Below are 12297 nucleotides of genomic sequence, written 5' to 3' on the forward strand. Positions count from 1 at the left end.
AGTTGCGCGGCCCTCAAGGCCGAAGTTTCTTCCAGAAATAGACGGCGCTCATGACAATCACGGTCGCCACGAAGAGGGTTTCATGATCGGGCTCGCGAACCAGGCCGCCCTTCCACAGGAAGAACCAGGCGGGATAGACGAGCGCGTAGAAATTGATCGCGATCGTGCCCGCGATCAGATTGTCCTGCCGCTCCACCTCGTCGATATCGCGGTAGAAATACCAGGTGCCGCCGCCCAGCACGGCGACGAAGATCACGGTGATCGCGATCGCCCAGATCGCGGGCAGGCTGCCCGACGGGCTCTTCTCGATCGCGACGAGCGTGCCGCCGATCACGGCGCCGAGCAGCATGAAGCCCGACATCATCAGCCAGAAACGATTGCGGCGCGCCACCTCGGCACGTTCGCCGGGCCCCGCATGCTCAGTCATCCCCGCCTCCCGACTCGCCATCGAAAAATATCTCCTCGATGGGCATGGCGAACAGGCGCGCGATCTTGAACGCGAGCGGCAGCGACGGATCGTGCTTGCCCGTCTCAATCGCGTTCACCGCCTGGCGCGACACGCCGAGCCGGCCGCCAAGCTCCGCCTGGCTCCAGTCACGCTCGGCGCGCAGCACTTTCAGCCGGTTTCGCATCCGTTGTTCGGCATGTCCCCATGACCTGACACCTTGTCAGGTACACCTTACATAGCGAGTCGCGTGCGATTGTCAACAAGACCTGACATAATGTCAGGCTCGGCTAGCTCGCGATTTCCTTGATCGGAACGGATGCGTCGACGATCGCCGCCGGATCCACGGCAAGCCCCTCCACCACCAGCCTGCGGCCCTGGACATAGTCCTTGACCGCGTTGACGCAGTCGAGGGCGATCACCCGGCCCCGGCGATAATAGACCAGCGAGAAACTGCGCGCGGCGGGATCGCCGCGGACCACCGCGGCATCATGCCCGGCCGAGATGCCGACGGTCTGGAGCTTGAGGTCATATTGGTTGGACCAGAACCAGGGCACGGCGTCGTAGCTCGCCTCGACGCCGCAGATCGTCTTCGCCGCGACATTGGCCTGGTCGTTCGCGTTCTGGACCGATTCGAGGCGGACCGCGGTATCGGCGGCATAGCGGTTCACATGCAGCGCACAGTCGCCGATCGCGAAGACGTCCGCCAGGCTGGTACGGCACTGCGCATCGACGAGCACGCCGTTTCCGCCGACCGCGCCGGCCGCGAGCAGCGGCTCGACGGCGGGCAGGATGCCGATGCCGACAATGGCCATGTCGGCGGGGATCACTTCGCCATTCGCCAGGCGCACGCCGGCGACCCGAACCTCGCCCTCGATCGCCTCGACCTGCGCGCCGAGCCGGATCTCGACGCCGTGCGCGCGATGCTCGGCCTCGAAGAAGCGCGACAGCGGCGCGCCGGCGACTCGGGCGAGAACGCGGTCCAGCGCCTCGATCACGGTGACCTGCTTGCCGAGCTTGGCGAGGACGGCCGCCGCCTCCAGCCCGATATAGCCGCCGCCGACCACCGCGACCCGGGCGACGCCGTCCAGCTCGGCCATCATCCGGTCGACATCGGCGCGGGTGCGCACGGTGTGGATGCCGGCAAGGTCATGGCCGTCACAGGCCAGGCGACGCGGCTTGCCGCCGGTCGCCCAGATCAGCCGGCCATATCCGATCGGCTCGCCATCGACGGTGACTTCATGCGCGACGGGATCGACCGCGGTGACGGTGCGGCCGGGGAGCAGCGTCACCCGGCGCTCCTCCCAAAAGGCCGCGTTGCGGATCAGCAGCCGCTCGAAGGCCTTCTCGCCCGAGAGATATTCCTTGGAGAGCGGCGGGCGTTCATAGGGCAGTTCGGGCTCGTCGCCGAGCAGCCCGATGCTGCCTTCGAACTTGTTCTGGCGAAGCGCGATCGCGGCCTGGGCGCCGCCATGGCCGGCGCCGACGATGAGGACGTCGTACTTCATGCCTTCAGCCGCTCCGCATGCCAGGCGACATGGTCGCCGAGGAAGGTGGAGACGAAATAATAGCTGTGGTCATAGCCCGGCTGGAGCCGCTGGGTCAGCGCGATGCCCGCCCGGCTACAGGCAGCCTCCAGCAGTTCGGGCTTGAGCTGAGTGTCGAGGAACGGATCGCCGGCGCCGGTATCGACCAGCAGTTCGGGCAGGCGCGCGCCGTCCTCGATCAGGGCAACGGCGTCATATGCGCGCCACGCCCCCCGATCCGCGCCGAGATACCCGCCCAGCGCCTTCTCGCCCCAGGGCACGCGGCTCGGCGCCGCGATCGGCGAAAAGGCGGAGACCGAGCGGAAGCGCTCCGGATGGCGCAGGCCGATGGTGAGCGCGCCATGCCCCCCCATCGAATGGCCGGTAATGCCCTGGCGGCCCATGTCCGCGGGAAATTCCGCGCCGACCAGTGCCGGCAGCTCCTGCTCGACATAGCTGCGCATCCGGAACCGCGCCGCCCAGGGCGCTTCGGTCGCATCGAGATAGAAGCCGGCGCCCTGGCCGAAATCATAGGCCTCGTCGTCGGGCACGTCCGGCCCGCGCGGCGACGTGTCCGGCGCGACCAGGATCACGCCGTGCCGCGCGCAGGCCGCCCGATACTCGCCCTTCTCGGTGACGTTGGCATGGGTGCAGGTGAGGCCCGAGAGGAACCACAGCACCGGCAGCTTCGCGCCCGGCGCATGCTCGGGCACGAAGGCGGAGAAGGTCATGTCGGTGCCGGTGACTTCGGAAGCATGGCGATAGACGCCCTGCACGCCGCCCTGGGACTTGTTCGAGGAAAGCAGTTCCATGGGCGGCCCTTCAGCGGAAGACGATGGTACGATTGCCGTTGCGGAAGACGCGGCGTGCACCGATCCACTGCACCGCGCGGGCGAGCACCTGCGCCTCGATGTCGCGGCCGATGCGGATCATGTCGTCGACCGAGGCGCGGTGGTCGACTCGCTCGACCGCCTGCTCGATGATCGGCCCTTCGTCGAGGTCGCCGGTGACGAAATGCGCGGTGGCGCCGATCAGCTTCACTCCGCGCGCATGCGCCCGATGATAGGGCCTGGCGCCCTTGAACCCCGGCAGGAAGCTGTGATGGATGTTGATGCAGCGCCCCGCCAGCCGATCGGCGAGCGCGGGCGACAGGATCTGCATGTAGCGCGCGAGGATCAGATAGTCCGCATCGGCGCGGTCGAACTCGGCGAGCAGCGCCGCCTCCTGCGATGCCTTGTCCTCGGGCAGCAGGACGAAGGGCAGGCCGTGCCATTCGGTGAGGTCGCGCAGCGTGTCATGGTTCGAGACCACGCCCGCGATCTCGACCCCCAGGCCGCCGGTCTTCCAGCGGTGGAGCAAGTCGTTGAGGCAGTGCGAACCCCGCGACACCGCGATCAGGATGCGCGGGAACCTGTCGCTCTCCGCCATCGCCCAGTCGAAGCCGAAGCGCTCCGCCACGGGTGCGAAATCCCCGCGCAGCACCGCGGTCTCGAATGGCTCCCCCACCGTCTTGAACTCGACGCGCATGAAGAAGCGGCCCGAATCGAGATCGGCATATTGCTGGCTGTCGAGGATGAAGCCGTCGCGCGCCGCAAGGAATCCGCTCACTGCCGCGACGATGCCCGGCCGGTCCTCGCAATCGAGAGTCAGGATCCAGGCCGGCGCGGTCATGCGCGGCGGGCCGGGCACCGCGACATCACAGCGCCTCCACCTGCGTCGCCGTGGCCGCGTCGCCGGTATTGGGGGTGCCGGTCGGCTCGATGACGATCAGCTTCACTTCGCCCTGGCGCGCGACCGGCCGGTGCTCGACGCCGCGCGGCACCACGAAGATCTCGCCCGGGCGGAGGGTCACGATGCGGTCGCGCAGCTCGATGTCGAGCACGCCTTCGAGCACCAGGAAGAAATCGTCGGTCTCGGGATGGCTGTGCCAGACGAACTCGCCCTCCACCTTCACGATGCGGATGTCATTGTCGTTGTAGCGCGCGACGATGCGCGGCGCCCAATGTTCCGAGAAGCCGGCGAACTTCTCCGCCAGGTTGACGACTTCGCTCATGCCGGCACGCGCCACAGCCCGCACAGCTTGTTGCCGTCGGGGTCGCGGAGATAGGCGAGGTGCATCTTGCCGAAGGGCAGGTCGCGCAGGCCGGGCGGATCCTCGATCGACTTGCCGCCCGCCGCGACGCCGGCATCGTGCCAGGCCACGACCTGCTCGGGGCTGTCCATCGCGAAACCGATCGTGCCGCCATTGGCATGGCAGGCAGGATCGCCGTCGAGCGGCATGGAGACCATGAAGATCCCGCCATTGTGCAGGTAGATCAGCCGGCCCTTGTCGTCGGTCATCGCCGGCCTGCCGCCGACCGCGCCGAACAGTGCGTCGTAGAAGGCCCGCGAGCGGGCAAGATCGTTGCTGCCGAGCATGACGTGGCTGAACATGGCGCTCTCCTCAATAGACGACGACGCTGCGGATGCTCTCGCCCGCATGCATCAGGTCGAAGCCCTTGTTGATCTCCTCCAGCGCGAGGACATGGGTAATCATCGGATCGATCGCGATCTTGCCGTTCATGTACCAGTCGACGATCTTCGGCACATCGGTCCGGCCCTTGGCGCCGCCGAACGCGGTGCCCTTCCAGACGCGGCCGGTGACCAGCTGGAACGGGCGCGTCGCGATCTCCCTGCCCGCCTCCGCCACGCCGATGATGATCGATTCGCCCCAGCCGCGATGGCAGCATTCGAGCGCGGTGCGCATCACTTCGGTATTGCCGGTGGCATCGAAGGAATAATCGGCGCCGCCGTCGGTGAGCGCAAGCACCTCGGCGATCACCGCCTCGCGCGACTTGCCCTTGCCGTCGACGAAGTGCGTCATGCCGAACTGGCGGCCCCATGCCTCGCGGTCCGGATTGATGTCGACGCCGACGATCACGTCCGCGCCGACCATCCGGGCGCCCTGGATCACGTTGAGGCCGATCCCGCCCAGGCCGAACACCACCACCTTCTCGCCGACCTGGACCTTGGCGGTGTTGACCACCGCGCCGACGCCGGTGGTGACGCCGCAGCCGATATAGCAGCTGGTCTGGAACGGCGCGTCCTCGCGGATCTTCGCCACCGCGATCTCGGGCAGCACAGTGAAGTTCGAGAAGGTCGAGCAGCCCATATAATGGTAGATCGGCTGGCCCTTGTACGAGAACCGGGTCGTGCCGTCGGGCATCAGGCCCTTGCCCTGGGTGGCGCGGATCGCGGTGCACAGGTTGGTCTTGCCCGACAGGCACGACTTACACTGGCGGCATTCGGGCGTGTAGAGCGGGATCACATGGTCGCCCGGCTTCACGCTAGCGACGCCCGCACCCACTTCGCGCACGATGCCCGCGCCCTCATGGCCGAGCACGCTGGGGAAGATGCCCTCGGAATCGAATCCGTCGAGCGTATAGGCGTCGGTATGGCAGATCCCCGTCGCCATGATCTCGACCAGCACTTCGCCGGCCTTGGGTCCTTCGAGGTCGAGCTCGACGATCTCGAGCGGCTTCTTCGCTTCGAAGGCGACGGCGGCGCGGGTCTTCATGGGTCTTGCTCCTTGCTCGCAGGCCTGATCGGGGAAACCCGGCCCGGTTGCAATGGGAGTCAGCGCGGGATGCGGTCTTCCGGCTTGCGCAGGGTCAGGAAGATGCCGCCCCACCAGGCGATCCCGGCGAACGCGGCGACGTCCAGCAGGGCCCGCGCGAAGCCGGAGGCAAGGACGAGACCGGCAAAGGCGAGGCCGGCGAGCAGCACCCAGCCGGGAAGGCTGCGCGCGACACCCGCCTCGCGCACGCTCAGCACCGCCCAGAGCGCGATGCCGGCATGGCCGAGCGCCGTGAGCGTCGCGACGAGATCGCCCCGCGGCGAGATCCGGCCGACACCGAGCAGCGCCGCCGCCTCGATGCTGAAATGCGCAGCGACGGCCAGGCACAATATTCCCCCGGCGCCGACGAACAGCGCCGCGTCGCGCGCCGGCGTGCGCGGCCCGATCGGCCCGGCCAGCGTCAGCATCGCGAGCAGGATCGCACCCGCGAACACGCAGCGGACGATCTCGCCGGCGAGCAGCAGGCCCCAATGGGCGCGGGCGGCATCGAAGCTGCCCCGGGCGATCGCCGCGAACGGCTCCGAGGCGCCGGCCAGGTCGTGCGAAACGTCGCCGAGCACGATCAGCGCGATGGTGAGCAACAGGCAGAGCAGCGCCGCCACCGTGCCGAAGGGCCTGCCATGATCGCCGACAAAGGATCGCTGCATCCCGCATCTCCCATATGTGTATTATTTAAATAATACACCACTGCCCCGGGCGAGGCAAGCCGTCGGCCGCACAGGGCCGATATCGCCGAAACGGCGGCAATCCGCGGCGACGCCGCGAGAGGCCCGTGCTATTTTTCCGGCCGCGCGGGATGGCGGGAGAGAAGGATGGTAGAGGCTCCGAACGCAGCGGCGGGCAACGTCTATGTGATGAACCTGACCAGCCAGGATCTCAACCTGAGCATCAACGGCCTGGGAACCTCGGGCGGCACGATTCCGGGCTGGGGCCAATCGGGCAGCAACCGATATCAGCCCGGCATGCAGGCAGTGCCGCGGACGCTCAACGCGAGCGACGGCCCGGGCAAGTTCTTCAACGGCAACAACAGCCTCGCTCTCTTCTGGATCGACGGGCTGTTCTTCGCGGCCGTCCGGATCGACGGCAGCCAGATTCCGCTCAACCAGGACCTGGTCCTGGTGGTCGAGCGCAACAAGTGGCAGCTCGTCAATCAATATGCGGTGCTGGTCGCCAGCGGCGACGTGAGTCCGATGTCCATGCTGCGCGACGCGCTGGAAATGACGGAGCCGCGGGGCGGCTGAGCCCGGGCGCGCGGGCTTCCGCGCTTGGCCGATCGCGCCCACTGCGCCTATGGGCGCGGGGATGCCCCATTTCGAAGCGCAGCGCCGTGACCTTGCCGACCTCGCCGAACGCAGCCGTGCGCGACGGCTGGCCCAGCGGGCGGGACGGGATTTCTCCTCCAACGACTATCTGGCCCTGGCCGGCGATCCTGCGCTGGCGGCGGCGGTGCGCGCGGCGATCGATGCGGGCATCCCGATCGGGTCCGGCGGATCGCGGCTGCTGCGGGGCAACCACGAAGCGCATGAGGCGCTGGAAGCGGAAGCCGCACGGTTCTTCGGCGCCGGGAGCGCCCTCTATTTCTCGACCGGCTATGCCGCCAATGCGGCGCTGCTCGCCACGCTGCCGCAGCGCGGCGACCTGATCGTCCACGACACGCTGATCCATGCCAGCGCGCACGAAGGCATGCGGCTGAGCCGGGCGGAAGCGCGCGAGGCCGCGCACAACGATGTCGGCGCGTTCGAGCACGCCATCGCGGCGTGGCGGCACGCGGGCGGCACCGGGCGCATCTGGATCGCCGTGGAAAGCCTCTATTCCATGGACGGCGACCAGGCGCCGCTCGACCAACTCGCCGCGCTGGCGGACCGGCACGAAGCAGTGCTGCTGGTCGACGAAGCGCACGCCACCGGCGTGTTCGGGCCGCAGGGGCGCGGGCTGGCGGCAGGGCTGGCGGGGCGCGAGAACCTGATCACGCTGCATACCTGCGGCAAGGCGCTGGGCTGCGAAGGCGCGCTGCTGTGCGGGCCGCGGGTGGTGCGCGACTTCCTGGTCAATCGCGGCCGGGCCTTCATCTTCTCGACCGCGCCTTCGCCGCTGATGGCGGAGGCGGTGCGCGCGGCGCTGGCGCTGATCGCCGAGCCGGCACGGCGCGCGCGGCTGCACGGGCTGATCCGGCAGGCGGAGGCGCTGCTGGCCCCGGTGGGCGTGCGGGCAACGGGCTCGCAGATATTGCCGCTGGTGATCGGGGAGGATGCGCGGACCATGGCGATGGCGGCGGAGTTGCAGCGGCTCGGCTTCGACGTGCGCGGCATCCGCCCGCCGACCGTGCCGGCAGGGACTTCGCGGCTGCGCATCTCGCTGACTCTCAACGCCGGCGAGGACGACGTCGCCGCCCTCGCCGATGCGCTGCGGGGCCTGGCATGAGGATCGTGGTCACCGGCACCGATACCGATATCGGCAAGACCGTGTTCGCGGCCGGCCTGGCCGGAGCCCTGGGCGCGGCCTATTGGAAGCCGGTGCAGAGCGGGCTGGAGGGCGCCAGCGATGCCGAGCGGGTCGCCGCCGTGTCGGGAGCGGCGACATTGCCCGAGGCCTATCGGCTGAACACTCCGTGCTCGCCGCATCTGGCCGCCGAGATCGACGGCGTGGCGATCGATCCGGCGCGGCTCGATCCGCCCGCGATCGACCCGCTGGTGATCGAGGGCGCCGGCGGCGTGCTGGTGCCGGTGACGCGCGAGCTACTCTATGCCGACCTGTTCGCGCGCTGGCGATTGCCGGTGGTCCTGGTCGCCCGCACTGCGCTGGGCACCATCAACCACAGCCTGCTCTCGATCGAGGCGCTCCGCGCGCGCGGCGTGCCGATCCTCGGCGTGGCGTTCGTCGGGGAAGCGAACGAGGACAGCGAAGCCACCATCGCCGCGATCGGCGGAGTCCGCCGGCTTGGGCGCCTGCCGATCCTCGACCCGCTCGACCGCCCCGCCCTTGCCGCCGCCTTCGCGCGGGCCTTCACCCTCACGGACTTCACCGCATGACTTCCCCCGTCTGGCATCCGTTCACCCAGCACGGTCTCGGCGAGCCGATCCCCGAAGTGGTGCGCACCGAAGGCGCGGCGCTGCACACGCGGGACGGGCGGCGCTTCGTCGATGCGATCTCCTCCTGGTGGGTCACGACGCACGGCCATTGCCATCCGCGGATCATGGCCGCGATCGCCGAAACGGCGAGCCGGATGGACCAGATCATCTTCGCCGGCTGGACCCATGAACCGGCCGAGGCACTCGCCCGCGAACTGGCGCGGATCATGCCCGACCCGCTCCGGCACGTCTTCTTCTCCGACAGCGGCTCGACCAGCGTCGAAGTGGCGCTGAAGATGGCGCTCGGCTTCTGGGACAATCGCGGCGAGCCCCGCCACCGCATCGTCGTGATGGAGCATGGCTATCATGGCGACACGATCGGCGGCATGTCGGTCGGCGCGCGCGGCGTGTTCAACCGGCCCTATCAGCCCCTGCTGTTCGACGTGGCGACCATCCCCTTCCCCGAGCCTGGCCAGAGCAAGGCGACGCTCGACGCGCTGGAGGCACAGTGCCGCGACAAGCCCGCCGCGCTGCTGGTCGAGCCGCTGGTGCTCGGCGCGGGCGGCATGAAATTCTACCCCGCCAGCCTGCTCGCCGAGATGCGCAGGATCTGCGCGGCGCACGAGGTACTGTTCATCGCCGACGAAGTGATGACGGGATGGGGCCGCACCGGAACCTTGCTCGCCTGCGAGCAGGCGGGCGTGGTGCCCGACATCCTCTGCCTGTCCAAGGGGCTGACCGGCGGGGCGATCCCGCTGGCCGTCACGATGGCGACCGCGGCGATCTTCGAGGCGCACCTGTCGACCGATCGCGCCCGCATGTTCTTCCACTCGTCGAGCTACACCGCCAATCCGATCGCCTGCGCGGCGGCCAACGCCAATCTGGCGATCTGGCGCGACGAGCCGGTGCGCGAACGCATCGCCGACCTGGGCGACCGCCAGCAGGACCATCTCGACGCGCTGGCCCGGCATCCGCTGGTCCGCAATCCGCGCCGGCTGGGCACGATCGTCGCCGCCGAGATCGGCACGGGCGAATCGGCCTATCTCGATTCGGTGGGCCCGCGCCTCAGGTCCTTCGCGCTGGAGCGCGGCGTGCTGATCCGGCCGCTGGGCAACACGGTGTATGTGATGCCGCCCTATTGCATCGACGATGCCGATCTCGACGCGACCTATGGCGCGGTGACGGCGTTTCTGGAGCGGGAGCCCCGCATGGGGGATCTGTTCGCCTTCTAGGGGCGAGTGGTGCTGCCGGTGAGGATTGAACTCACGACCTCAGCCTTACCAAGACGCTTTTTTACTTGCGCTATACTATCCAAAGCTACGATTTCAGCCATTTTGTCTTGACTCGCCTAGCCGATAACGCGACACTTCAACCCACGATATTCTGCCTCTTGCTTCCAATCTGCTTCCAAATTTCGGATGCTTTCGGAAGGCTGAGGTCGGGTTGGAGTAGTATAGCATGTCCGCCGAACGCGTTCGAATCACGAAGCGCCTCGTCGACGGCCTCTCGGCCGACGGGACTGACCGCTTTCTGTGGGATAGCGATGTCATTGGTTTCGGGTTGAGAATTTCGCCTGCGGGCAAGCTCGTCTATGTCCTGCAGTACCGCGTCGAGGGCAGGCAGCGGCGCTTCAAGATCGGGGCCCACGGCTCGCCTTGGACGCCTGAAACGGCACGCTCGGAGGCGCAGAGCCTTTTGGGGAAGATCGTAGATGGCATCGATCCACAGCAAGAAAAGATAGCAGAGCGCAAAGAACTCACGCTTGATGATTTAAGCGAGATCTATCTGAACGAGACTCTGTTCACCGCCAAGGAGAGCTCGGTCCGGCAGGCGCGCAACAATATCGAGAACCATATCCTGCCACTGCTCGGCAAGCGGCGGGTGTCCAAGATCGAACGCAGCGACATCGAGCAGATGCTGCGCGACATCGCAGTCGGAAAGACCGCGCGCACGCTCAAGAAGGGGCATCGCAGACTCTCGCGCGTCCGCGGCGGCAAGGGGGCGGCGAACCAGTGCGTGACGACGATCAGCGCAATGCTGGGCGTGGCGGTCGAGCGCAAGCTGCGGATCGACAATCCAGCGATCGGCGTCCGGAAGTTTCCCGGCAAGAAAATGGAGCGGTTTCTCTCGCCGGCGGAACTGGCCCGGCTGGGCGAGGCGCTGGCCGCCGCCGCGTCGCTCGGCGTGGAAAGCCTATATGCCATCGCGGCGCTGCGCCTGCTGGTCCTGACCGGCTGCCGCAAGAACGAGATCCTCAAGCTGAAGCACAGCTATATCGATCGCTATCATCGCTGCCTGCGCCTGCCGGACTCCAAGACGGGCGCCAAGGTCGTCCATCTGGGTGGCCCGGCGATGCGGATCATCGCCATGGTGCCGACGGTGGAGGGCAACCCCTATCTGCTGCCGGGCAAGAAAGACGGCACGCATGTCACGGACCTCCAGGCGGTCTGGGTCCGGATTCGAAAGACCGCCGGGCTGGAGGACGTGCGCATTCACGACCTGCGACACAGCTTCGCTTCGATCGGGGCGGCCACCGGGGACAGCATGCTGATCATCGGCGCGCTGCTCGGTCATCGCAGCGCCAAGACCACCGAGCGTTACACGCACCTCTCCGACCATCCGCTCAAGAGCGCGGCAGAGCGGATTTCGGACGAGATCGCGCGGTGTCTCGGCGAGGGCCTGGAGGTGCTTGCCGCCAACGACGTCGCGGAAGGCGATCCGTTCGAGACGTTCTGGGCCAAGGAGCCTGAGAGCGAAGCGCTCCCGTCCGATCCTGTCCTTGGGGCAGTCATCCGCACGCAATGGCTGGACACGCGCGCTGCGGCGGCGATGCTGGGCTTCACGGTGGGGACGATGCAGACCTACCGCTGGATGGGTACCGGCCCCGCCTTTCGCAAGATTGGGCGGCGTGTCGTCTATGCCGCGGACGCGCTGGCCGCCTGGAAGAAGGCTCAAGCGCAATCAGACATTTCGGCCGCAGCTTGACGCAACCCGCTTTGGGGTAAGGCAAGGCCGTCTGTCGCTCGCCTGCGAGCAGACGAAGCGTTCAGTCCGGCCGATCTCGCAGGAAGCGATTGAAAGTGTAAGGCTGGAAGCCCTTTCCGTCCGGATCGAGCTCGAACCGTTCCTCGAACGCGTCGTCGCCGATCAGGTCATAGGTGTACCGTGCCTTCCATCCGGCGGGCACATTCTCGAGCTGCACCGACACCAGGACGATATGCCCAGGTCGGCTGGCCGCCAGGTCCTGGGCATAGGTCGAGACGAAGCCGAGATTGTCGAACTGGCGCAGGATGAGACGCTGCTGCGCCTTGTCGTAGCTCCACCAGTCGGTCTGTGTATGCATCTCGCCCTTCTTGTTCTTGTCCTGCCTCGGATAGACTGACCGCCCCTCGATACGAAGGTAATGCCCTTCATGCGCCCGCGCGGCATGTCGGAAGGCCGCCGACGTGCCGGGATCGCCCTCGCCGGTGCCGGTCCAGTCGCCCGCCAACATCGCCACAGGCGCGAGCGGGTCGCTGCCGTTCTGAGCCGGCGCCGCCATCGGCAGCAGCGCCAGTAATGCAGCAGCAAAGATCGTGATCGCGTGCTTCATACCGCCTCCCTTTGCGTCCGAACCTAATCCGATCCCGTCGCGCGCGTCTT

The 12297-nt window shown here is 67.6% G+C and carries 15 protein-coding genes; 5 read left to right on the plus strand and 10 right to left on the minus strand.

Annotated elements, in window-relative coordinates:
- Nucleotides 1-13: 13 nt before the first annotated feature.
- The 9 genes from BGP17_RS22905 to BGP17_RS22945 all read right to left on the minus strand — a co-directional run bounded on the left by BGP17_RS22905 (nt 14) and on the right by BGP17_RS22945 (nt 6234).
- Entirely contained in the window at nt 14-427 is a 414-nt protein-coding gene (locus BGP17_RS22905) for a hypothetical protein (RefSeq protein ID WP_286713757.1), read from the minus strand.
- Nucleotides 420-632, minus strand: coding sequence for a helix-turn-helix transcriptional regulator (locus BGP17_RS22910; RefSeq protein ID WP_167301290.1), 213 nt, complete (start codon nt 630-632; stop codon nt 420-422). The genes BGP17_RS22905 and BGP17_RS22910 overlap by 8 nt, the downstream gene beginning before the upstream one ends.
- A 103-nt stretch (nt 633-735) precedes the next feature.
- Complete coding sequence (locus BGP17_RS22915; protein ID WP_286713759.1) at nt 736-1953, minus strand: NAD(P)/FAD-dependent oxidoreductase; 1218 nt, start codon at nt 1951-1953, stop codon at nt 736-738.
- Nucleotides 1950-2783: an S-formylglutathione hydrolase gene (gene fghA, locus BGP17_RS22920; protein WP_167301288.1), complete on the minus strand. Its 834-nt coding sequence runs from the start codon at nt 2781-2783 to the stop codon at nt 1950-1952. Before fghA ends, BGP17_RS22915 begins: the two co-directional genes overlap by 4 nt.
- A 10-nt stretch (nt 2784-2793) precedes the next feature.
- Nucleotides 2794-3642 carry a formyltetrahydrofolate deformylase gene (gene purU / locus BGP17_RS22925; protein ID WP_286713761.1) on the minus strand — a complete coding sequence of 283 codons (849 nt, stop codon included), beginning with the start codon at nt 3640-3642 and terminating at the stop codon, nt 2794-2796.
- Nucleotides 3643-3667: 25 nt separating this feature from the next.
- Nucleotides 3668-4024 (minus strand): cupin domain-containing protein, encoded by a 357-nt coding sequence (locus tag BGP17_RS22930; RefSeq protein ID WP_286713762.1) that lies wholly within the window; start codon nt 4022-4024, stop codon nt 3668-3670.
- A complete protein-coding gene (locus tag BGP17_RS22935) occupies nt 4021-4404 on the minus strand; it encodes a VOC family protein (RefSeq protein WP_167301285.1) in 384 nt (127 codons plus the stop codon). Before BGP17_RS22935 ends, BGP17_RS22930 begins: the two co-directional genes overlap by 4 nt.
- Nucleotides 4405-4414: 10 nt before the next feature.
- Nucleotides 4415-5527: an S-(hydroxymethyl)glutathione dehydrogenase/class III alcohol dehydrogenase gene (locus BGP17_RS22940; protein ID WP_286713764.1), complete on the minus strand. Its 1113-nt coding sequence runs from the start codon at nt 5525-5527 to the stop codon at nt 4415-4417.
- Between the two features lie 59 nt (nt 5528-5586).
- Entirely contained in the window at nt 5587-6234 is a 648-nt protein-coding gene (locus BGP17_RS22945; protein ID WP_167301283.1) for a hypothetical protein, read from the minus strand.
- Between the two features lie 165 nt (nt 6235-6399).
- Between BGP17_RS22945 and BGP17_RS22950 the strand changes: the two genes are divergently transcribed.
- The 5 genes from BGP17_RS22950 to BGP17_RS22970 all read left to right on the plus strand — a co-directional run bounded on the left by BGP17_RS22950 (nt 6400) and on the right by BGP17_RS22970 (nt 11640).
- Nucleotides 6400-6828, plus strand: coding sequence for a hypothetical protein (locus BGP17_RS22950; RefSeq protein WP_286713766.1), 429 nt, complete (start codon nt 6400-6402; stop codon nt 6826-6828).
- A gap of 61 nt (nt 6829-6889) precedes the next feature.
- Nucleotides 6890-8008 carry an 8-amino-7-oxononanoate synthase gene (locus BGP17_RS22955; RefSeq protein ID WP_286713768.1) on the plus strand — a complete coding sequence of 373 codons (1119 nt, stop codon included), beginning with the start codon at nt 6890-6892 and terminating at the stop codon, nt 8006-8008.
- Entirely contained in the window at nt 8005-8616 is a 612-nt protein-coding gene (gene bioD / locus BGP17_RS22960; RefSeq protein WP_286713770.1) for a dethiobiotin synthase, read from the plus strand. Before BGP17_RS22955 ends, bioD begins: the two co-directional genes overlap by 4 nt.
- A complete protein-coding gene (locus BGP17_RS22965) occupies nt 8613-9887 on the plus strand; it encodes an adenosylmethionine--8-amino-7-oxononanoate transaminase (protein WP_167301279.1) in 1275 nt (424 codons plus the stop codon). The genes bioD and BGP17_RS22965 overlap by 4 nt, the downstream gene beginning before the upstream one ends.
- 226 nt (nt 9888-10113) lie before the next feature.
- Nucleotides 10114-11640: a tyrosine-type recombinase/integrase gene (locus BGP17_RS22970; protein WP_286713772.1), complete on the plus strand. Its 1527-nt coding sequence runs from the start codon at nt 10114-10116 to the stop codon at nt 11638-11640.
- A gap of 61 nt (nt 11641-11701) precedes the next feature.
- Here BGP17_RS22970 and BGP17_RS22975 read toward each other — a convergent pair whose 3' ends face one another.
- The gene (locus tag BGP17_RS22975) at nt 11702-12247 is read right to left on the minus strand and encodes a heme-binding beta-barrel domain-containing protein (protein WP_286713773.1); all 546 of its coding nucleotides are present in this window, start codon (nt 12245-12247) and stop codon (nt 11702-11704) included.
- Between the last annotated feature and the right edge of the window lie 50 nt (nt 12248-12297).

The sequence above is a fragment of the Sphingomonas sp. 67-41 genome (assembly GCF_001899725.1).
Lineage (GTDB): Bacteria > Pseudomonadota > Alphaproteobacteria > Sphingomonadales > Sphingomonadaceae > Sphingomonas > Sphingomonas leidyi.

What these genes read in the sequence shown, in the direction of transcription:
- BGP17_RS22905 (WP_286713757.1), bottom strand. Translation starts at nt 427, where the DNA reads ATGACTGAGCATGCGGGGCCCGGCGAACGTGCCGAGGTGGCGCGCCGC.
- BGP17_RS22910 (WP_167301290.1), bottom strand. Translation starts at nt 632, where the DNA reads ATGCGAAACCGGCTGAAAGTGCTGCGCGCCGAGCGTGACTGGAGCCAG.
- BGP17_RS22915 (WP_286713759.1), bottom strand. Translation starts at nt 1,953, where the DNA reads ATGAAGTACGACGTCCTCATCGTCGGCGCCGGCCATGGCGGCGCCCAG.
- fghA (WP_167301288.1), bottom strand. Translation starts at nt 2,783, where the DNA reads ATGGAACTGCTTTCCTCGAACAAGTCCCAGGGCGGCGTGCAGGGCGTC.
- purU (WP_286713761.1), bottom strand. Translation starts at nt 3,642, where the DNA reads ATGACCGCGCCGGCCTGGATCCTGACTCTCGATTGCGAGGACCGGCCG.
- BGP17_RS22930 (WP_286713762.1), bottom strand. Translation starts at nt 4,024, where the DNA reads ATGAGCGAAGTCGTCAACCTGGCGGAGAAGTTCGCCGGCTTCTCGGAA.
- BGP17_RS22935 (WP_167301285.1), bottom strand. Translation starts at nt 4,404, where the DNA reads ATGTTCAGCCACGTCATGCTCGGCAGCAACGATCTTGCCCGCTCGCGG.
- BGP17_RS22940 (WP_286713764.1), bottom strand. Translation starts at nt 5,527, where the DNA reads ATGAAGACCCGCGCCGCCGTCGCCTTCGAAGCGAAGAAGCCGCTCGAG.
- BGP17_RS22945 (WP_167301283.1), bottom strand. Translation starts at nt 6,234, where the DNA reads ATGCAGCGATCCTTTGTCGGCGATCATGGCAGGCCCTTCGGCACGGTG.
- BGP17_RS22950 (WP_286713766.1), top strand. Translation starts at nt 6,400, where the DNA reads ATGGTAGAGGCTCCGAACGCAGCGGCGGGCAACGTCTATGTGATGAAC.
- BGP17_RS22955 (WP_286713768.1), top strand. Translation starts at nt 6,890, where the DNA reads ATGCCCCATTTCGAAGCGCAGCGCCGTGACCTTGCCGACCTCGCCGAA.
- bioD (WP_286713770.1), top strand. Translation starts at nt 8,005, where the DNA reads ATGAGGATCGTGGTCACCGGCACCGATACCGATATCGGCAAGACCGTG.
- BGP17_RS22965 (WP_167301279.1), top strand. Translation starts at nt 8,613, where the DNA reads ATGACTTCCCCCGTCTGGCATCCGTTCACCCAGCACGGTCTCGGCGAG.
- BGP17_RS22970 (WP_286713772.1), top strand. Translation starts at nt 10,114, where the DNA reads ATGTCCGCCGAACGCGTTCGAATCACGAAGCGCCTCGTCGACGGCCTC.
- BGP17_RS22975 (WP_286713773.1), bottom strand. Translation starts at nt 12,247, where the DNA reads ATGAAGCACGCGATCACGATCTTTGCTGCTGCATTACTGGCGCTGCTG.